General features: G+C 36.8%; 21 protein-coding genes. 11 read left to right on the forward strand and 10 right to left on the reverse strand.

Going from position 1 to position 18,647, the window contains the following annotated elements; genetic code table 11:
- Nucleotides 1-128: 128 nt before the first annotated feature.
- Genes cydC through NSQ89_RS24425 form a run of 4 tightly spaced genes read right to left on the reverse strand, consistent with a single transcriptional unit; the run spans nt 129 to nt 5,980 of the window.
- The gene (cydC, locus tag NSQ89_RS24410) at nt 129-1,850 is read right to left on the reverse strand and encodes a thiol reductant ABC exporter subunit CydC (RefSeq protein ID WP_144579665.1); all 1,722 of its coding nucleotides are present in this window, start codon (nt 1,848-1,850) and stop codon (nt 129-131) included.
- 17 nt (nt 1,851-1,867) lie between these two features.
- Nucleotides 1,868-3,568 carry a thiol reductant ABC exporter subunit CydD gene (gene cydD, locus NSQ89_RS24415; protein WP_341133405.1) on the reverse strand — a complete coding sequence of 567 codons (1,701 nt, stop codon included), beginning with the start codon at nt 3,566-3,568 and terminating at the stop codon, nt 1,868-1,870.
- Nucleotides 3,568-4,584 (reverse strand): cytochrome d ubiquinol oxidase subunit II, encoded by a 1,017-nt coding sequence (gene cydB / locus NSQ89_RS24420; RefSeq protein ID WP_095322000.1) that lies wholly within the window; start codon nt 4,582-4,584, stop codon nt 3,568-3,570. The genes cydD and cydB overlap by 1 nt, the downstream gene beginning before the upstream one ends.
- Complete coding sequence (locus NSQ89_RS24425) at nt 4,577-5,980, reverse strand: cytochrome ubiquinol oxidase subunit I (RefSeq protein ID WP_328282819.1); 1,404 nt, start codon at nt 5,978-5,980, stop codon at nt 4,577-4,579. The genes cydB and NSQ89_RS24425 overlap by 8 nt, the downstream gene beginning before the upstream one ends.
- A 636-nt stretch (nt 5,981-6,616) precedes the next feature.
- Here NSQ89_RS24425 and NSQ89_RS24430 point away from each other — a divergent pair.
- From NSQ89_RS24430 to NSQ89_RS24440, 3 genes are all read left to right on the forward strand, one after another.
- Nucleotides 6,617-7,471: a Cof-type HAD-IIB family hydrolase gene (locus NSQ89_RS24430; RefSeq protein WP_061796917.1), complete on the forward strand. Its 855-nt coding sequence runs from the start codon at nt 6,617-6,619 to the stop codon at nt 7,469-7,471.
- A gap of 210 nt (nt 7,472-7,681) precedes the next feature.
- Nucleotides 7,682-8,131: an SRPBCC family protein gene (locus NSQ89_RS24435; RefSeq protein ID WP_047940808.1), complete on the forward strand. Its 450-nt coding sequence runs from the start codon at nt 7,682-7,684 to the stop codon at nt 8,129-8,131.
- 250 nt (nt 8,132-8,381) lie between these two features.
- Nucleotides 8,382-9,332: an alpha/beta hydrolase gene (locus NSQ89_RS24440; RefSeq protein WP_047940806.1), complete on the forward strand. Its 951-nt coding sequence runs from the start codon at nt 8,382-8,384 to the stop codon at nt 9,330-9,332.
- A 302-nt stretch (nt 9,333-9,634) separates the two neighbouring features.
- On the opposite strand, the gene bshB2 is transcribed toward NSQ89_RS24440, so the two are convergent.
- The 3 genes from bshB2 to pdxK all read right to left on the reverse strand — a co-directional run bounded on the left by bshB2 (nt 9,635) and on the right by pdxK (nt 11,625).
- Entirely contained in the window at nt 9,635-10,300 is a 666-nt protein-coding gene (bshB2, locus tag NSQ89_RS24445; protein WP_047940805.1) for a bacillithiol biosynthesis deacetylase BshB2, read from the reverse strand.
- Nucleotides 10,301-10,348: 48 nt separating this feature from the next.
- The gene (locus NSQ89_RS24450) at nt 10,349-10,696 is read right to left on the reverse strand and encodes a YojF family protein (RefSeq protein WP_047940804.1); all 348 of its coding nucleotides are present in this window, start codon (nt 10,694-10,696) and stop codon (nt 10,349-10,351) included.
- 107 nt (nt 10,697-10,803) lie between these two features.
- Entirely contained in the window at nt 10,804-11,625 is an 822-nt protein-coding gene (pdxK, locus tag NSQ89_RS24455; protein ID WP_047940803.1) for a pyridoxine/pyridoxal/pyridoxamine kinase, read from the reverse strand.
- Between the two features lie 289 nt (nt 11,626-11,914).
- Here pdxK and NSQ89_RS24460 point away from each other — a divergent pair, with 289 nt between their 5' ends.
- Genes NSQ89_RS24460 through NSQ89_RS24470 form a run of 3 tightly spaced genes read left to right on the forward strand, consistent with a single transcriptional unit; the run spans nt 11,915 to nt 13,646 of the window.
- A complete protein-coding gene (locus tag NSQ89_RS24460) occupies nt 11,915-12,376 on the forward strand; it encodes a molybdenum cofactor biosynthesis protein MoaE (protein WP_047940802.1) in 462 nt (153 codons plus the stop codon).
- Complete coding sequence (gene moaD / locus NSQ89_RS24465; protein WP_047940801.1) at nt 12,373-12,606, forward strand: molybdopterin converting factor subunit 1; 234 nt, start codon at nt 12,373-12,375, stop codon at nt 12,604-12,606. The genes NSQ89_RS24460 and moaD overlap by 4 nt, the downstream gene beginning before the upstream one ends.
- A gap of 17 nt (nt 12,607-12,623) precedes the next feature.
- Entirely contained in the window at nt 12,624-13,646 is a 1,023-nt protein-coding gene (locus NSQ89_RS24470) for a MoeB/ThiF family adenylyltransferase (RefSeq protein ID WP_047940800.1), read from the forward strand.
- Between the two features lie 34 nt (nt 13,647-13,680).
- Here the strand turns inward: NSQ89_RS24470 and NSQ89_RS24475 are convergent, their stop codons facing one another.
- On the reverse strand, nt 13,681-14,004 hold the full coding sequence (locus NSQ89_RS24475) for a general stress protein (protein WP_047940799.1): 324 nt from the start codon (nt 14,002-14,004) through the stop codon (nt 13,681-13,683).
- 196 nt (nt 14,005-14,200) lie between these two features.
- On the opposite strand from NSQ89_RS24475, the gene NSQ89_RS24480 reads away from it, so the two are divergent.
- The 5 genes from NSQ89_RS24480 (at nt 14,201) to NSQ89_RS24500 (ending at nt 16,685) form a co-directional block, all read left to right on the forward strand.
- Nucleotides 14,201-14,950: a DUF4230 domain-containing protein gene (locus NSQ89_RS24480; RefSeq protein ID WP_061796906.1), complete on the forward strand. Its 750-nt coding sequence runs from the start codon at nt 14,201-14,203 to the stop codon at nt 14,948-14,950.
- A gap of 13 nt (nt 14,951-14,963) precedes the next feature.
- Nucleotides 14,964-15,632, forward strand: coding sequence for a uracil-DNA glycosylase (locus tag NSQ89_RS24485; protein WP_047940797.1), 669 nt, complete (start codon nt 14,964-14,966; stop codon nt 15,630-15,632).
- A gap of 107 nt (nt 15,633-15,739) precedes the next feature.
- Nucleotides 15,740-15,919: a uracil-DNA glycosylase gene (locus NSQ89_RS24490; protein ID WP_251687855.1), complete on the forward strand. Its 180-nt coding sequence runs from the start codon at nt 15,740-15,742 to the stop codon at nt 15,917-15,919.
- Nucleotides 15,916-16,206 carry a YwdI family protein gene (locus NSQ89_RS24495; RefSeq protein ID WP_341133406.1) on the forward strand — a complete coding sequence of 97 codons (291 nt, stop codon included), beginning with the start codon at nt 15,916-15,918 and terminating at the stop codon, nt 16,204-16,206. The genes NSQ89_RS24490 and NSQ89_RS24495 overlap by 4 nt, the downstream gene beginning before the upstream one ends.
- Before the next feature lie 107 nt (nt 16,207-16,313).
- Complete coding sequence (locus NSQ89_RS24500; protein ID WP_095258231.1) at nt 16,314-16,685, forward strand: DUF423 domain-containing protein; 372 nt, start codon at nt 16,314-16,316, stop codon at nt 16,683-16,685.
- Nucleotides 16,686-16,835: 150 nt separating this feature from the next.
- On the opposite strand, the gene gerQ is transcribed toward NSQ89_RS24500, so the two are convergent.
- Together gerQ and hemQ are read right to left on the reverse strand one after the other, a co-directional pair.
- Entirely contained in the window at nt 16,836-17,297 is a 462-nt protein-coding gene (gene gerQ / locus NSQ89_RS24505) for a spore coat protein GerQ (RefSeq protein WP_082138241.1), read from the reverse strand.
- Nucleotides 17,298-17,566: 269 nt separating this feature from the next.
- Entirely contained in the window at nt 17,567-18,319 is a 753-nt protein-coding gene (gene hemQ / locus NSQ89_RS24510) for a hydrogen peroxide-dependent heme synthase (RefSeq protein ID WP_047940794.1), read from the reverse strand.
- Nucleotides 18,320-18,647 lie beyond the last annotated feature (328 nt).

The raw sequence follows: 18,647 nt of genomic DNA on the forward strand, positions 1-18,647 counted from the left end.
GCCGTTCAACATGTCTTAGTAAAGAGGTATCCTCAAAGGCTCTTTTGCGAAAAGGTAACAGAGGAAGAACCGAAACAAATAAAACATTAAGGCGGCCTTCTTTAATGAAGACTCGCCTATTATCGGATTCATTCTGGATGATCTAATGCATATAATTGCTGGTAGCGGCTGCTTGTAGCTAGCAGTTCTTGATGGCTTCCTCTCAGAACGATCTCTCCTTGATCCATAAAGATAATTTCATCCATCTCTTCTACACCTACAAGATGATGGGTAATCCAGATCATTGTTTTTCCTTCCAATGTTGTAAAGATTGTTTTAAGTAATGCTTTTTCTGTTTTTGGGTCAAGACTGGCATTTGGTTCATCCATAATAACAATAGGAGTCTTTTGGAGCAATATTCTGGCTAGTGCTACTCTTTGTCTCTCTCCGCCAGAAAAACGTTGGCCTGTTTCCTCCATAAAAGTATCCAACCCATTTGGCAAGGATGAAACTAACTCCTCTAATTGAGCCGATTTAATCGCTTTTATTAGTTCTTTATCCGATGCTTCTTCTACCCCTAGTAAAATATTATTTCGTAACGTTGTTGCAAAGAGGTGAGGTGTTTGATTGAGCACAGATATAATCGAAGAAGTCTCTGCATGAAACGAAGCCGATGTCTCTCCATTATAGGTGACTCTTCCTGTTGTTGGCTGGATTACTCCTTGAATCAATTTCAGTAAGGTTGATTTACCAGCACCGCTACGACCGATGATGGCAATTTTTTTCCCTTGTGGAATATCTAAACTAACATTAGATAGGGTTGAGGTTTGTTCTTTCTCATACTGATAAGTAATTTGATCAACTTGAATATCGACTATATCGGTGTCTATGATTGGACGAACTCTTTCGTTTTTCTGTTCAGGAACATTCAGTTTGCTAAGTCTATCCAACGAGTCTTGGTAGGCTGGCAGCTTTTCAAATGCATCAGAAACGACTAGAAAAGCGTCCAGGATTGGCAAGGCAACTAGAATAATAGCAGCAATTAATGTAACAGGAATAGCGCCATCGATATATTGCTTACTAGACCAGAAAACGAGAGAAAGGATAATCAATGCCGCAACTGCTTGGGAAGCAAAGTTGCGCCAACGAGTAAATTGAACAAGCTTATAGTTGAGTTGCGCAACAATCGCTTCCTCTTTTTCATATTCCTCTATAAAGCCTTTCGACCGACCGCTGATAACCCAGTCGCTAATGCCTAAAATACTATCCGTTAATTTTTGATATAGCCCGTTTCTTCTTTGTTTAAATTCTCTTTGGTTTTTGCGCATGAGCACTAAAGAAAGAATAGGAAAGACGAATAATAATAGACCTAAATAAATTGCCATGAGAATGGCGAAAGGAATATCCAATATTCCAATAGCACATACCACTATAATATATAAAACAGAGGTTGCAAAGGTTGGGAAAATGGTCCGTAAATATATATTTTGCAGTTTTTCAATGTCATCAGAAAGAATCCCTAGCATATCGCCAACTTTAAATCTGCTTTTTAAAAACAAAGCTTGTGGTTCTAAAATTTGATATAGCTTCATCCGCATTTTCGATAAAATGCGCAGAACTGTATGATGACCAGCTAATTTTTCCAAATAGCTAAATACAGCCCGGCTGATACCAAAGGTTCTTACGCCAACAATTGGTACATAAACCATTAATATATTTTCGACTGGAATGGCTGATTTAGAAATAAGATAGCCAGAAGTAAAGGTAAGCATCGCAGCTGTAAGTAAAGCTAGGACACTCAAGAAAAGAATTAAGACAATTCGGCCACTATTTGCTTTCAGAAATGGAGAAATCCATTTGTTTTCATTCATTTTTAGAGTCATCCTCCTTACTGTTGTAATAGCTTATAATAAAAGCCCTTTGCTGCGACTAGCTCTTCATGTGTGCCTGATTCTACAATAGTGCCTTGATCCATGACGATAATTGAATCCATCTCTTTCATCCAATGAAGACGATGGGTTGCAAAGAATACTAGTTTCTCATTAAATAAAGGTAGCATCGTTTCTTTTAATTCGAACTCTGTTTCAATATCTAAATGAGAGGTTGGCTCATCTAACAGCATGATTTTTCGATTGGTTAAGAATGCTCGTGCCAAAGCAATTCTTTGTTCCTGCCCGCCACTTAAGTTTCTTCCTCCATCTCCTAATAATTCATCTAGACCATTAGGAAAAGTAGTGAAAATGTCGTATAGACCAGTCGCTTTTAATGCTTGGATAATTTCCTCGTCGGCAGCATCTGGCTGGTAAAAGGAGATATTTTCTCGTAATGTCATGCTAAAGATATAAGGAGATTGCGGAATATACGTAGTCAGCTGTCTCCATTCCTCTGTCATAAGGCTAGGTAAAGACACACTATTTACAGAAATGCTCCCCGCACAATGTTGAGAAAAACCGCTTAGGAGGTCAATAAGCGTAGACTTCCCCGCGCCACTTTCACCGACAATGCCAATTTTTTTATAGTCATCAATCATAAAGGAAAGGTCCTTTAAGGTTGCTTTTTCCTCGGGATGATGCTGAAAGGTAACATGGTCAAACGTTAAGGAAGGCTTTGTACCTAAAGAAATAGACTGTCCAGTCATTTTGGCAGATTTTTGGGTTTGGATAATCGTTTGGATTGCATCCCCAGCTTCTTTTCCGTCTAATGTTGCGTGATAATCAGCTCCGACCATTCGAACAGGCAGGAAAAATTCTGGTGCCAAAATAAGAATCATCAAGGCAGGTAATAAAACTAAATCACCATTTATTAAGCGTAATCCTAAGTTTACTGCCACCACTGCAACGGAAAGAGAGGTAAAGAAGTCTAAAGAAAAGGAGGATAAGAAGGCTAATCGCAATGTTTTCATCGTTGCCCCGCGATATTGTTCACTTACCTTTTCGATATTTCCGCTATGCTGTTTGCTTCTACCTAGAAACTTCAGTGTGTCTAGTCCTCTTAAAGAATCCAAAAAGTGATTAGATAAGATTTTGTAGGTGGCAAGCTGTCGATTCATTTGGCTGCTAGCTGCCATGCCCACAAGTATTAGAAATCCGATTAAAATCGGCATTGTAACTGTTAAGATTACACCTGATAGCCAATCATTCCAAAATACATATAGAATAATCATGCCTGGAACTATTCCTGTAGCCAGCATTCTTGGTAGAAAAAGCTCTAAATATGTTCTATATTGACTAATCCCTTCAAGGACAAGTGTAGCAATGTTTCCGCTTCCTTGTTTCTTGGTGTACTTAGGACCTAATTCAAATAGTTTTTGCATTAACTGAAGACGAAGCTCTTTACTCGTTTTTTCAGCAAATGCTGCAGCGATATTTTGTTGGATAGTGTGTAAAAAATGCCTCCCTAAAAAAGCTAATAAGAACAATATGATCTTTACATATTGCTCTTGATAGTTTTCTCCGTTATATAAAGAGGCTATTATTTCTGCAAGCCATTTGGCCTGCAGAATAATAGCAGCTCCTTCCACAATGGTTAATATTCCTATAGTTGCGAGAATCGGCTTGATCCCAGTAAGTTTTAAAAGATTTTTATCCATTAGTATTCTAAATGAGATTTCTCAGTAATACGTTTCCGGAACACAATATAGCTCCAAATCTGATAGCCAAGAACAAATGGCAGAAGCGTTAGGGCTACAATTGTCATCACTTTTAAAGAATAGTGACCGGAAGCTGCATTTTGAATGGTTAAACTATATGCATCACTTATTGAGCTAACCATTACTCTAGGGAATAAGCCGATGAAAATGGAAGCAAAAGATAAGGCGATAACGGCACCAGTCATCCCGAAAGCCCATCCATCCATTTTTCGAGAGATAAAGAATCCCCCAACAACAAAGGCAATAACCCCTAATGAGAAGATAAAGGAAAGGATTAAGCCACGTTCTTGGAAAATATCTGTTTTAATATAAGTTAATGCGGAAAATAACGATAATAAGATACCTAATAAAGGCAAAAGCTTTTGTGCTAAATTTCTTGCTCTTTCTCGTAAGTCTCCAACGGTACGTAAGGTAGTAAATACTAGTCCATGCACAAGGCAAAGGACTAATACTGTAAGCCCGCCGGTTAATGTATAATAGTTTACAACATCAAAGAAGCCAGCCTTTAATTCCATATTTTTATCAATTGGCAGTCCTTGCATAAAACAAGCAAAAACAACGCCAAATAATAAAGGAGGAAGGAAGCTTCCTAAGAAAATACACAGATCCCATGCCTTTTTCCATGCAGGGTGGCTATCTTTTGCACGGAATTCAAATCCTGTTGCCCGAACGATTAACGCTAATAAAACAACTACAAGCGGTGTATAAAATCCGCTGAACATTGTAGCATACCAATGAGGGAAAGCGGCGAACATGGCGCCCCCAGCAGTAATTAACCACACTTCATTTGCATCCCAGTAAGGACCAATAGAATTAATGAGTATTCGTTTTTCCATATCATTTCTTGCTAAAAGCTTTGTTGACATTCCAACTCCAAAATCAAAACCTTCTAAAAAGAAGAATCCAATAAACAAAACAGCGACTAAGATAAACCAAAGAACATTTAACTCAAGCATGGAAACCCTCCTTCGCAAACGGGTCATTCGTTACTTTTGTATCTTCTTTTTCCATCAAATATGGCCCTTTTTTAATAACTTTTACATATAAGTAAACCATGATAGCACCTAATATCGCGTAGATGGTACAAAATGCAATAATAGAGAATAATACTTGCCCAGCTGAAACACTTGGGGAAATACTATCTTCTGTTGTCATTAATCCAAAAACAGTCCATGGCTGTCTGCCAATCTCTGTCATAATCCATCCAGAGGTATTAGCGATAAATGGTAAGGAAATTCCTGCAATCATGAATCGGTAGAACCATTTATTAGGTTTAGCAACTAATTTCTTCTTCCAAGCCAGAAATACGCCATATATTCCAAGGAGAATCATTGCTACTCCTGCTGCAACCATGATGCGGAAACTCCAGAAAGTTGTTTTAACTGGAGGGATATAATTGCCATCCCCATATTTCTGCACATACTCTGCTTGCAGATCATTCATTCCTTTTACGCTGCCATCTAATGTGTTGTAAGATAGGATGCTTAGTAGATAAGGAATTTTTACTTCTCCGCTATTTTGTTTGTTTTCTACATCAATATTGGCAAACACGGTCCATGGTGCTGGATCTTCACTTTCATCCCATAATCCTTCACTAGCAGCCATTTTCATTGGCTGTGTTTCTACTAAAAATTGTGCTTGGGCATGACCGGCAACAAGCGTTAGAAACGTAGCGCTTAATGCAACGGTAATCCCGATTTGAAAGGATTTTTTAAAGAAATCAACATCTTTTTTGCCTAACAATTTAATAGCACTAATTCCACATACTAAAAATGCGCCAGTAGCTAATGCTCCAAACACAGTATGAGGAAACTCAACAAGAACTTGGCCGTTTGTAATAAGTGCAAAGAAATCATTCATTTCAGCGCGGCCATTATTAATTTCAAATCCCACTGGGCGCTGCATAAAGCTGTTTGCTGCTAAAATCCAAAAGGCAGAAATCATTGTTCCAAATGCAGTCAACCAAATACATGCTAAATGTACTTTTTTTGATAAACGGTCCCAGCCGAATATCCAAAGTCCAATAAAGGTGCTTTCCATAAAGAAAGCGAGCAATGCCTCAATTGCAAGTGGTGCTCCGAATACATCACCAACAAAGCGAGAATAGTTAGACCAGTTCATACCAAACTGGAATTCTTGAAGAATTCCTGTAACAATACCAATAACAAAATTGATTAAAAATAATTTGCCCCAAAACTTTGCCATTTTTTTGTATTCTTCATTCCCTGTTTTCACATAAAAAGATTCCATGATTGCGATAATAAATACTAAACCAATAGAAATGGGAACAAATAAAAAGTGGAATATGGTCGTTGAAGCAAATTGCAAACGCGATAGAAAAATCATATCCATGAGTTTCTCCTCCTTTTTGTATTTTGAACAGATTTGTGAATCTTCCAGTTCGATAAAGCGATAAAAATCATTGCATAAGATGAAACTCAATTAGATTTAATTGAGGCAGTAGGATAAAAAAACTTGTTAAAAGTGCTTTTCCGTGATGTTCATCCTATGTAATTTAATGTTGGAAAAAGTCGATAAACATTGATATAAAAGGTTTTTAACAAAGTTGATTTTTCCGATCGTCTCCTTTTGGTAAATGATAGGTATATCATAATGAAATTTCGTCAGTTTGCGGTAAAGTTCACTCATTGTTTGAAAAATGTTCACATATCCGTTCACAGAAAAGACAAAATAGAAGATGGTTTAGAAAGAAGGCAGAGAAGGGAAAGAGGACAGCGAAGATAGTTCATTATGGGTTGGTGAAGGTATTAGATAGAAGAGTTGCAAGTAAAAGTCAAAATCCGTAAGTAAGGGCATTCCTATTTCTAACCTGTGTGCCTGCTTATAAAGCAAACAGATAAAATAATTTACAAAAAGACAAGCATCTCTTAAAGTTCTCTTCCTTTTGCTGCTTGTTCTTTCATGTTATGATGATAAAGGAATTAGAAAATTATTGATAAAGCTGAATAAATTATTGAGGGTGTTTAGATGATTAAATGCATAGCAATTGATATGGATGGGACGTTATTAACATCCACACAAGAAATCACGAAAGAAAATCGAGAAGCAATTAAAGAAGCACAAGATAAAGGAGTAGAGGTAGTAATCGCTACTGGACGTGCTTATGAAGAAGCAGGAGACCTTTTAAAAGAGGCAGGGGTTATTACACCGATGATTTGTGCAAATGGAGCAGAAATTAGGACGAATGAGCATATCATCGTCGATACAAATCCATTAAGTAAAGATCTAGCCAGACAAATGGCTGAAATTTTACATAAATATCAAGTATATTATGAAGTCTATACTAATAGAGGAACGTATACACTTGATAAAACAGTAGCACGATCACTGATTATGGATATTTTTACTGTAAGTGGCCATGCGAAGGATATGGAAGAGATTAAAAAAGCGGCCGAGGAAAGACTGAAGGAAATTCATCAATTAGATAGTTATGAAGAATTATTTCAAGATGACGACCAGGTTATTTATAAATTATTAGCATTCCATTTTGATCCGATCGTTTTAGGTAATGTTAGAGAGGAGTTGACTAAACTGGAAGGAGCAGCAATTAGTGCTTCCGGTAAGGAGAACTTAGAAATTACTTCTATTCATGCTCAAAAAGGGATTGCGCTTGAGAAATTTGTGAAGGATCGCAACATTTCTCTTTCTGACACGATGGCAATTGGAGATAATTATAATGATGTTTCCATGTTTCAAATGGCTGGCAGAGCAGTTGCGATGGGGAATGCGGTGGAAGATATTCAACGTCAATGCCACTTTGTGACAGGAACAAATGAAGAAAGTGGAGTGGCTCAAGCAATTAGAAAAGCATTAGAGGAATAATAAAAAAAGGTAGATGAACGCGAATAAGTTCATCTACCTTTTTTTTATTATTCCCGAGGTTTTAATCCATAAAGAATAAGTTTAATTTCTTCCACTTAATAACTAGGAAAAGGATAAAACAACCTTTAGAAATCAATTATTCAATTTGCTATTTATTCGCTATAATAGAAATGAAAAACCTAAAAAGATAGATTCTATTGAGGTGGAAAAATGGCAGATTTTAATGCGAGTGTTATTATTTGTGAGCCCATTGAAGAAGTTTTTGCTTATTTTGCGGACATGGCAAATGCTTCAGAATATATGAATAAAGTGGTATCAACAGAAAAGTTGACAAATGAGCCGATTGGAGTTGGCACAAAATATAAAGAGATAAGAAATGTTCGTGGAAATACAGTATCTGCAGAAATAGAATATCTCACTTTTGATAAAAATATAGGATTTTTGCGTAGAAGTAGTTCAAATGGATTAATAGTTGATTATGCTTATCGCTTTTCGGAGATTCCTGAAGGCACCCAAGTAGAGTTTGAAGGCACTGTACATGTTAAGGGACTAAAAATGCTGCTTATGCGAAAGTTTCTTGTCAAAATGGTGAAATCTGAAGATAATGATCATGTGCAGAATGCGAAAGAAGTATTAGAAGAAAGAGTAGAAAATTTATAAAATATATCTTTTTGATGAAATGCTGAGGAAAAAGACTTTCCTCAGCATTTTTTAATAAAAAATAAATTGACTTTGAATAGGAAAATTGGTATTGTAAAATTAAATTGTGCGCAATTAAATTTACGAGCAGCAGATAAAACTAACTACTTGTACTCCTTATGTAAAGGAACAGAAAACATAGGAGTAAAAAATTTTAATTCAATAAATTGTGCGCAATTAAATTTTAAGAAATCAAAAGGGGTAATTTGCTATGAATAACAAAAATCACATTGTATTAGAAGAAGCGGCTAAAAAATTTACAGAAGACACAGCTAATCCACCATATTTATTTGATTTGGAGCCAGCAGAAGGTAGAGTAGCAGTAGATGAAGTACAATCTAGTGAGATAGATAAATTACCAGTGGAGGAAAATGAATTTTTTATTAAAGGTGGACCGGCCAATCAAGTATCAATTAAAATTGTTCGTCCAGAGAACAGCTCTACAACTAAATTGCCAGTGATTTTATATACACATGGTGCAGGATGGGTATTCGGTAATGCACATACACATGATCGCTTAATTCGTGAATTAGCAGTAGGTTCCAACGCTGCCGTTGTATTCACCAATTATAGCCTTTCTCCAGAAGCAAGATATCCGGTTGCGATTGAAGAAATATATACGGTGCTAGAATGGATTGCAGCAAAAGGAGAAGAGTATGCCTTTGATATTAATAAAATTTCTGTAGCAGGTGACAGTGTGGGCGGAAATATGTCCGCAGCGATCACATTAATGGCGAAAGAACGCAAAGGCCCTGCTATTCAAAAACAGCTACTATTTTACCCTGTTACAGACGCATCCTTTGAAACAGATTCTTATAACCAATTTGCAGAAGGGTACTTTTTAAGAAGAGATGGCATGAAATGGTTCTGGGATCAATATACTATTAATCCAAAAGAAAGAGCAGAAATTACAGCATCTCCTTTAAGAGCAACAAAAGATCAATTAGTTGGGCTGCCAGAAGCTTTAATCATTACGGCTGAGGCAGATGTGCTAAGAGATGAAGGAGAAGCTTATGCGAATAAACTTCGTGAAGCGGGAGTAAAGGTAACCTCTGCTCGTTTTGGTGGAATCATACATGATTTTGTTATGCTAAATGCATTGGCGCATACTGAGGCAGCAAAAGGAGCGCTTTTACTTGCAAATGCTTGGCTAAAAGCTTAATTTAGGCGATTATTCTTTAAATAAAAACATACAGGGACAAAACAAAATAGATAATGGGAATAGATGAACAATTTCTAATATAGCGATTTAATAACGATTGCTTTCACCACTTTGGGTATTTATGTAAATAAAAGCCCGAGAGGCGAAAGCAATTTGTTCTATTACTCTACAGACAAACAAGGTACTGGGGAAAAAGAAGAGGGCTATGGCATCTCTATTTCTCGCAGAAACAGGTGTTTACCACAAACCTTTTTATAATCGCAAGACGTATGTCTCAATCTTTTTCCCTGTTTTCTCCAAAATTAAAATTTATATGTCCAGTATTTTTCCGTATACAATCGAGCTAGAACTTCTGGGTCCTGATTCTTTATTCCTTCTTGCAGGACTGCTACATATTGTTGTGTTTGAGAAAGGTGGGCTGCGATTGTTTTGATTTTCTGTTCTGCAAAATTTTCCACATCAATTTCAATATCTGGCTGTCCAAGGTCTTCCTCTGTGTTCTTGGAAAATGCTACACAGTAAAGTTTTGGTCGTTTAGAAGCTTCTCTCTTTTCGATGGCCTTTACAACAGCAGCTCCTGTAGCATCGTGGTCCGGATGCACAGAATAACCTGGATAAAAAGTAATCACTAAAGAAGGATTTAATTCATCTAGTAATGCTGTAAACTCATCGACTAATACTTCTTCTTTTAGGAATTCGATTGTTTTATCACGATAGCCGAGCATACGGAGATCTTCTAGACCCATTGCTCTAGCTGCTTCCTTTAATTCATTTCTGCGAATTTCTGGTAAGGATTCTCTTGTTGCAAATGGTGGATTTCCTAAGTTTCTTCCCATTTGTCCAAGGGTTAAGCAAGCGTAAGTAACTGGAACCCCTTCGTGTAAAAATTTTGAAATGGTTCCAGATACACCAAATGCCTCATCATCGGGATGAGGAAAAATAACTAATACTTGTTTTTCTGTTTCCATCTGAGTTCCTCCTTTCATGTAATGAAAAAAGCATGTTCCATTAATTGTTTATTCAAATGGTGTTTCGCTTATTTCTAAGGCTACTGCTAATTTTCCGGTAAAGTCTAAGCCTGCCAATAACAATCTATTTTTATCGTCAATTTCATAGTGGGTGATACCTTCAGCATAAATCCAGCCTATTGCTGTTTTTAAGCCAATTCGATAGGGGCCGTTTCCCGTAATTTTGCCATATTCATAGGCTAGCTGGGCATTGCGGATATAGGCGCCTGAATTGAAGAAGGTTTCATCATTATGGTTGGCATAAGCGCCATTTGTTGTTTCTAAGTGAATATAGATTTTCTTTCCACTAAAACGATCGATTTCGTTTTGCACTTTTTCCATTTGTACAAATTCCACAGAATATCCCTCCTTGCTAATAGTTTATTTAAATAATAAAAAATGGTAAGGGCATACTCTCCTTTTATAATGGCATGGTAAAAGGAGAATATATTGAACTGCTGTTTTTATTTCGCACTAAGCTTTTCTTTTTCGTTACGATATGCTCCATGCATAGTTGGTCCTACATACTCGTTTAATTTAAATCCATTGCTGATAGCTGCTGTAATAAAATCTTTTGCTGTTTGAACAGCTTCTTCTACGGTAGCACCTTTAGCTAGTTCAGCTGTAATAGCAGCAGAGTTTGTGCAGCCTGCCCCATGAGTATACGTTGTATCTATTAGTTCGCTCTCAAAGATAGTAAATTCTTTTCCATCGTATAGAAGATCAATTGCTTTTTCATGTCCTAACTTACTGCCGCCTTTGATGAGAACATATTTAGGTCCAAGTTCGTGAATTTTTGCGGCCGCTTCTTTTAAATCTTCTACTGTTTTAATTGGTTTATCAGTTTGAGCAAGCTGCCAAGCTTCAAAAAGGTTTGGTGTTACCACAGTTGCTCTTGGAACAAGCAATTCACGTAGGGCATCAGCTGTTTCTGGATGAAGAACTTCATCTTCGCCCTTACAAATCATGACAGGATCAATCACAACATTTTTGATATTATTTTCATCAATTAGCTTTGCCGCTGCTTCAATGATTTCGACAGATCCAAGCATTCCTGTTTTCATAGCATCAATTCCCACAGATAACACGGTTTCTAATTGCGCGTTAACTGTATTAATATCCTGGGGAAATACGTTATGGTGCCAATGATTTTTAGGGTCCATTGTTACAATCGTTGTTAAAGCAGTCATACCATAAACACCTAATTCTTGGAATGTCTTTAAATCTGCTTGAATACCTGCACCGCCGCTTGTGTCAGAGCCTGCTAAAGTTAATACTTTCTTCATTTGTTATGCCTCCTATGTAATGGCTATTATTTCAGCGAAAAGTAATTTTGTTTGATTGAATAATTGTAGACCATTTTAATTAATCATACAACTTTTCCGCACCCTTTGCTTAGTCTGCTTTACAAGATGATTTTGCATACCAACGATAAAAAATATGGAAAAGAGCGAAGAGTAGTAAGAGAATTCTGTCTTTGTTTATGGTAACCTTTAAATATAATCTTTACGTTTGAAAGAAAAATGAAAAATCGATATGGAAAAAAGATGAGAGTAGATCGAGAAAGGAATTTATATGAAATTTGAAATAACGGACCGTCCAATTAATTTGCAAGAAGTTATTGATAAGGTTGTAAGAAGAAACGCGGGTGCGATTACTACTTTTATTGGTACGGTAAGGGAAATGACTGCCGGAAAAAAAACATTGTTTTTAACATATGAGGCATATGTGCCAATGGCTGCGAAAAAACTTGCGCAAATAGGGGAAGAGGTAAAGGAGAAGTGGGGAGACATTGATATTGCGATTACCCATCGAATCGGCAAGCTGGAAATCAGTGATGTAGCTGTAGTGATAGCAGTTTCGACTCCACATCGAAAGGATGCCTATACGGCAAATCAATATGCGATAGAAAGAATAAAAGAAATCGTGCCAATTTGGAAGAGGGAACATTGGGAATCTGGTGAAGAGTGGATTGGGAACCAGAAAGGTACGAAAAGGTATGAAGATGGCAGACCAAGTGAGGAGGAATTAAATTGATCCAATTACTATTCTTTGCTGGAGTAAAAGAAACGATAGGAAAAGAGGCAATGGAATTGGAATGGCAAGGGCAGACGATTGCACAGGTTAAGGAATATTTATTAAGTGCCTTCCCTTCGCTGTCTCTTCAAGGAGTAATGGTTGCGGTAAACGAGGAATTTGCAATGGATGAAGATACAGTGGAAGAAAACGATACAATTGCCTTTATTCCACCTGTTAGCGGGGGATGAGGAAGGAGTAGGTACAAATGGATCAAAGCAGATATTCACGCCAAGTTTTGTTTTCCCCCATTGGAGCAGAAGGGCAGAGAATAATTGGCAGGAAGCATGTGTTAATTATTGGTGCAGGTGCATTAGGGTCTTCTGTTGCAGAGATGTTATGCAGAAGCGGTATCGGAAGCTTAACCATTATAGATAGAGATTATGTCGAAAAAAGCAACCTGCAGCGGCAGCAGCTATATACAGAAAAGGATGCTGACGAGAAAATACCAAAAGCATTTGCGGCCGAAAATAGACTAAAGGAAATTAATCGAGGCTGCACAGTGAAAGGGATAATTGGTGAGGCAACCGCAGCGTTATTAGAACAGTTAGTTGAGAATATCGACTTAATAATAGATGCTGCGGATAATATGGAAATAAGAATGATAGTAAATGATATGGCTGTTAAGCATGGAATTCCCTGGATTTACGGGGCCTGTGTCGGGAGTTCCGGGATGAGCTACACGATAATACCAGGTGAGACACCCTGTCTTCATTGCTTATTGAAAACGATGCCCATGACTGGTTTAACTTGTGATACAGTAGGAATTATTGCACCAGCTGTACAAGTGGTCGTTTCTCATCAAGTAACAGAGGCGTTGAAGCTTTTAAGGGGAGATAAAGCTGCTTTGCGCGGATCCTTTTTAACGTTTGATTTATGGAATAATGAATATCACAATGTGAAAGTGAGCCGTGCAAAGAGAAGTGATTGTCCTACATGTGGAGAAAAACGGTCATATCCTTTTCTTGAAAGGGAGAATCAGACAAAGGTAGCTGTTTTATGTGGAAGAGAAACGGTTCAAATTCGTCCATCTAGTCCAAAAAATATTCCTTTTCAACGATTAACAGAAAGCTTGCAAAAGAAAGGATATAAAGTGCGACAAAATCCGTTTCTCCTATCTGTTCAGCTAGAAAGAAACAGAGTAGTCTTTTTTAAAGATGGAAGAGCATTAATCCATGAAACAAATGATGTTGTCTATGCAAAGAAGCTATATGACCAATTATTAGGATAAAAAAATCCCGCATAAAAGAAGGCGGGATTTCTCTTTATTCTTGTGACCCAACAATTACTAATTTACCTGTATCTAATACTTCCTCGTATTTAGCTGCTTCTGCATCTGTTAAGCCTACTGATTGTAATTTAGAACGCAATTCGTCGCCTCTTTTTCGGAAAACGTTGCTGATAGAATCAAGTAAACCTTGCTCCTTCATTGATACATTTCCAGTTTCCGTTGCATTTGTTAAATCCTCAGAACGGTCTTTATCGTGAGCAAAAATGTAAATATTCTCTTTTTTGTAGCCTTGGTTTTCTAATGCATTAATAATATTGGTTGCTTGTACACCGTTTTCTACTACTTCTACTTTATACATAATGATAGCCTCCTATAATAGTGGAATTTATCTATGTTTTTTATATAGCCTCTTAAAATGGTAATCAAACAATTTTTTAGTTGGTAATTTTTTCATCGCCTGCCATTTGGGAAATACTACATAGACAAATATCCCCACAATCGACAAATTTCCCTATATAATAGAAGGAGACAATAATAGGATCAGGAGGAGTTAAATGGTAAGTAAAAAAGAAAAAGAACGAATCAGCCGGGAGTTAGATGCGGGGAAAAGGGAACAGGCAAGTACAGCATTGGAGTTAAATAGCAGAAGGGGAATTCGCTTTCCTTCTTTTGGTTTATATAGACTAATGAATCGGTTAAATAAAAAAATCATGCTTTTTTTTAGTGTGTTAATCGTGATTTTGATAGTCGGAATCGTAGGGTTATGGAAAGTTGCCTTTCCGCAAGAGTCCGTTCTAAAAACAACGGCTTATTTAGAACAGATGAAAGATTTATCCACTTTAGCCACCTCTCAAGCTTTTATAAAAACAATTCTAGAAAAAGAGGATAATGAAATTTTTGGTAAGGAAATTGAGACGGATTTTCCTGGCACAAAAAGAAAAATATTGTTAGTTGTACCAGGGACACTAACAGCTGGAGTAGACTTATCGATAGTTACGGACGAACAATTACAAGTAGATGAGGATGAGAAAAGCATCCATATTGAGTTACCAAAGGCAGATTTTCTTCAGGATCCTTCCATTGATTTTGAAAAAGTAGAAACATATTCTGTTTCAGGCATTTTTAGAGGAGATGTAAAGTGGGAAGAAGCTTATAGTTTAATGGATGAAGCGAAGGAAACGATGAAGAAAGAGGCTGTAAATCAGGGGATTTTAGTGAAAGCAGAGGAAAATGCTCAAAAAACATTGAAGGAATTCTATGGAAGATTAGGCTATACACTTGAAGTAAGCTTTGCCGAAGAATAAAGGAGGAGATAGTATGGCTGCATCATGGGAGCAATTATTGGAACAGGAGCGTCAGAAGGAGTATTTTAGCCAATTGGAAGCCTTCTTAGAAACAGAATACAGAGAATCTACTATTTATCCTAAAAGAGAAGATATTTTTAATAGTTTAACATATACTCCTTATGATAGAGTAAAGGTTGTTATTTTGGGACAGGACCCTTATCATGGTCCGAATCAAGCTCATGGCTTAAGCTTTTCCGTTATGCCAGGAGTAAAAGTTCCACCATCCTTAAAAAACATTTATAAAGAGCTTCATGCTGATCTTGGCTGTCCTATTCCGAATCATGGCTATTTAAAAAACTGGGCAGACCAAGGGGTGCTTCTATTAAATACAGTTTTAACAGTGAGAGCTGGACAAGCGAATTCTCATCGTGGGAAAGGATGGGAAGTATTTACAGACAAAGTAATAAAGATGTTGAATGACAGAGAAGAACCAGTTATTTTTGTGCTATGGGGAAATCCAGCCCAAAAAAAGCTTGCTTTTATTGATCAAGACAAGCATGGCACCATTTTATCGACACATCCAAGTCCACTTTCCGCTCACCGCGGCTTTCTAGGAAGCAGACCATTTTCTACTATAAATAGGATGCTTGAAAATAATGGGCAGTCCCCGATCAATTGGTGTATAGATGATTTTTTGTGAAAAGAAGAATATAATAAAGGAAATACGTATGAGGGGTCATTTCTATTAGATAATAGAAGTATCTACTCATTATGTATTTCCTTCTAAGGGATTAGAAAGGGTAGGGAATGGAAAAGAATAAAGTTAATTGTTATAAATGCAAATTCTACTATGTTACATGGGATAGTCAGTTTCCTAAAGGGTGTAAGGCATTCCAATTTAAAGGCAGAACGATGCCATCTGTTGAAGTAAAAAGAGCTTCTGGACAAGAATGCCTGCGATTCCAGGCAAAAGGAGGGGTGAAGTGAATATATCAATCCAGCAATTATTAGCTAAAATAGAGGATCAGCTGACAGAAGCAAAAACAAGCAATTCTGACGCGAGAATAAGAGAAAGAGTTTATGCAATTAAATCCTTATGTGAATTGGTTTTAGAACAGAAAAGAAAAGAAGGCGTTACTTATCAGCAGCCTGTTCAGCAACCATCCTTCCAAGCTGTTCAAGCACCAATAAGCATTCCACAACAACCCATACAGACACAAACAAATAAAATTAAAATGGACGAAGGAAATGGTGATTCCTTATTCGATTTTTAAGTACATTTGTTTTACGCACATGAATAGCAACTAAGGAAAAGGATTAAGGAATATCATAACTTTTTACATAGATTAGTTAGCAAAAAGCCTTAAAAAAGGAGATAAAAATGAAAGTTTTCATTATTATTGGAGCAATTAATGCATTGCTATCCGTTGCTTTAGGAGCATTTGGCGCACATGGCTTAGAAGGGAAAATTACAAATAAATATCTTGAAATATGGAAAACAGGTGTTACCTATCAAATGTTTCATAGTACTGGTTTAATTCTAATCGGTTTACTCTTAGGTAAGTTTCCAGAAAGCAGTTTGATAAACTGGGCAGGCTGGCTGATGCTAATCGGGATTATCTTATTCGCAGGAAGCCTATACATATTAGCTGTTACCCAAATAAAAGTATTAGGAGCTATTACACCACTTGGCGGAGTAGCGTTTATAGCAGCATGGCTATTAGTGATTATTGCTGCGTGGAAATGGATGTAATAAGAGTATATTAAAAAAGGATAGGTGAGCAGATTATAAAATGTTCAACCTATTCTTTTTTGTTTTCATAAAAAGAGAAACATTATCAATCTTAATAAAGAACAAAAAAAGTACACCACTAAATGAGTGATGCACGGGAAGGCTTTTTGGTTATCTAGGCGGGGATGTTGCTAACCCTGGCATGCCAGCGGCAAAAGGATATTCATACTCTATTTCTTCATCAAATGTAACATAATCGATATAGAGCATTAGAATTAAATAGCGAGTTCCAGATTGTGGGTCACTTAAGATAACATGATCTCGCCCTGCTGCTTCAATAATTCCCTTAAAGATTTTGGCGTTCCATTCTCTGTTGTTTTCGAATGTTGCATAGACAGTAGCAATTTTCCCTTTGTTAAGGCGTAAAATATTCTCGATATAAGATGCTTCTATTGGCAATTGTCCTGGTAATGTAGTAGGTGTTGCAGGTGGCGTAGGTGCAGGTGTGGGCATTCCTTGTTGTATTGGTACTTGTTGTTGAAACCCTTGCTGATTTCCATAGGTAGGAATTTGCCCAGGAAAACTCCTATATCCTTGTGGATAACCATAGTTCCCATAATTTGACTGACTCATTTTCATCCCTCCATTATCTTCTATCCAATCTTCACTACATACTTCCACCATTCGAAGTTGACCACAATTTTAGAAATAAGAAGTAGACGGTGAATGTTGTTTCATTCATAGGTCATCGCTCACTATTTCATCCTATGAGAAAAAGGAATAAGTTATGACAAGGAGAGTTGAATTTATATTTAAATTAATGAGAAAAATTAATAAAAAAATGGAGAAGTTCCCAATCATCTATCATCTAGATTCATTAGAAAATTTTCTCCATCTTTATGTTAGTTTACATGTAAATATTCGGTGATTGCTTCTTGTTTTAGAAGGGTTCCTACAAAGAAAGAACCAAATTCGCCATAACGAGCGCTTACTTCATCAAAACGCATTTCATATACTAACTTTTTGAATTGAAGAACATCATCAGAGAATAAGGTTACTCCCCATTCATAGTCATCGAAACCAACAGATCCTGTTATAATTTGTTTTACTTTCCCTGCATATTGGCGGCCAATCATGCCATGGCTGTGCATTAGGCTTCTACGATCTTCCATAGGAAGCATATACCAGTTATCTTCTCCTTGACGACGTTTATCCATCGGATAGAAGCACACATAGCTGGATTCCGGCAGGATCGGGTATAGTCTAGATTTTACATATGGATTTTCATAAGGATCTTTATCGGAATCGGAAGGCAGGTAATTACTTAATTCTACAACAGAAACATAGGAATGAGCTGGGATCGTAAACTCAGCTAATTTAGTTTTATTAAACTCTGTTTCTAATTTCTGTAATTCTTCCATAGTTGGACGGAGAATCATCATCATGAAGTCTGCTTTTTGCCCAACAATTGTATATAACGCATGGCTGCCGCTATTATTTTCTTGAACAGTATTCCATTTTTCCAATAGACCTAGGAATTCAGTGATGGCTTCTTGTCTTTCCTCGCTAGGTAACATTTTCCATGTAGTCCAATCTACTGTTCGGAAATCATGAAGGCAATACCAGCCATCTAATGTTTTTGCTGCTTCACTCATTTATATGTTCACTCCTTATTAATAACGTTAATACGATTTTAACTATATCATAGTTTCTCCAGATTTTAGTGGAATAACCCTTAGGATAATTGTGAACTTATTGTGACTTCCGGAAAATGGAAGTTTCAGTTTGGGCAAAAGAGTATAAGGAAGATAAATATAGGGAAATATCAGATTGTATAAATAGAACTATAACTAATGTTTTTTGTCTTCATCTTCTTTTGATTGGTAGATGAGTGAATCTTGCTTTATATGGGATGAAAATAGAAGAAAGTAAGGAAAATTTCTTGAAATTTTATGATGGTAGAGTATCCTATTAAGTGTACAT

Source organism: Niallia sp. FSL R7-0648 (assembly GCF_038007005.1).
GTDB classification, from domain to species: domain Bacteria; phylum Bacillota; class Bacilli; order Bacillales; family Cytobacillaceae; genus Niallia; species Niallia circulans.

Excerpts from the sequence above, each read along its gene's own strand:
- NSQ89_RS24470 (WP_047940800.1), top strand. The coding sequence starts at position 12,624 with ATGGATCAAAGCAGATATTCACGCCAAGTTTTGTTTTCCCCCATTGGA.
- NSQ89_RS24440 (WP_047940806.1), top strand. The coding sequence starts at position 8,382 with ATGAATAACAAAAATCACATTGTATTAGAAGAAGCGGCTAAAAAATTT.
- cydC (WP_144579665.1), bottom strand. The coding sequence starts at position 1,850 with ATGAATGAAAACAAATGGATTTCTCCATTTCTGAAAGCAAATAGTGGC.
- cydB (WP_095322000.1), bottom strand. The coding sequence starts at position 4,584 with ATGCTTGAGTTAAATGTTCTTTGGTTTATCTTAGTCGCTGTTTTGTTT.
- NSQ89_RS24490 (WP_251687855.1), top strand. The coding sequence starts at position 15,740 with ATGGAAAAGAATAAAGTTAATTGTTATAAATGCAAATTCTACTATGTT.
- NSQ89_RS24480 (WP_061796906.1), top strand. The coding sequence starts at position 14,201 with ATGGTAAGTAAAAAAGAAAAAGAACGAATCAGCCGGGAGTTAGATGCG.
- NSQ89_RS24435 (WP_047940808.1), top strand. The coding sequence starts at position 7,682 with ATGGCAGATTTTAATGCGAGTGTTATTATTTGTGAGCCCATTGAAGAA.
- NSQ89_RS24485 (WP_047940797.1), top strand. The coding sequence starts at position 14,964 with ATGGCTGCATCATGGGAGCAATTATTGGAACAGGAGCGTCAGAAGGAG.
- NSQ89_RS24475 (WP_047940799.1), bottom strand. The coding sequence starts at position 14,004 with ATGTATAAAGTAGAAGTAGTAGAAAACGGTGTACAAGCAACCAATATT.
- gerQ (WP_082138241.1), bottom strand. The coding sequence starts at position 17,297 with ATGAGTCAGTCAAATTATGGGAACTATGGTTATCCACAAGGATATAGG.
- bshB2 (WP_047940805.1), bottom strand. The coding sequence starts at position 10,300 with ATGGAAACAGAAAAACAAGTATTAGTTATTTTTCCTCATCCCGATGAT.
- pdxK (WP_047940803.1), bottom strand. The coding sequence starts at position 11,625 with ATGAAGAAAGTATTAACTTTAGCAGGCTCTGACACAAGCGGCGGTGCA.
- NSQ89_RS24425 (WP_328282819.1), bottom strand. The coding sequence starts at position 5,980 with ATGGATATGATTTTTCTATCGCGTTTGCAATTTGCTTCAACGACCATA.
- NSQ89_RS24460 (WP_047940802.1), top strand. The coding sequence starts at position 11,915 with ATGAAATTTGAAATAACGGACCGTCCAATTAATTTGCAAGAAGTTATT.
- cydD (WP_341133405.1), bottom strand. The coding sequence starts at position 3,568 with ATGGATAAAAATCTTTTAAAACTTACTGGGATCAAGCCGATTCTCGCA.
- NSQ89_RS24430 (WP_061796917.1), top strand. The coding sequence starts at position 6,617 with ATGATTAAATGCATAGCAATTGATATGGATGGGACGTTATTAACATCC.
- NSQ89_RS24500 (WP_095258231.1), top strand. The coding sequence starts at position 16,314 with ATGAAAGTTTTCATTATTATTGGAGCAATTAATGCATTGCTATCCGTT.
- hemQ (WP_047940794.1), bottom strand. The coding sequence starts at position 18,319 with ATGAGTGAAGCAGCAAAAACATTAGATGGCTGGTATTGCCTTCATGAT.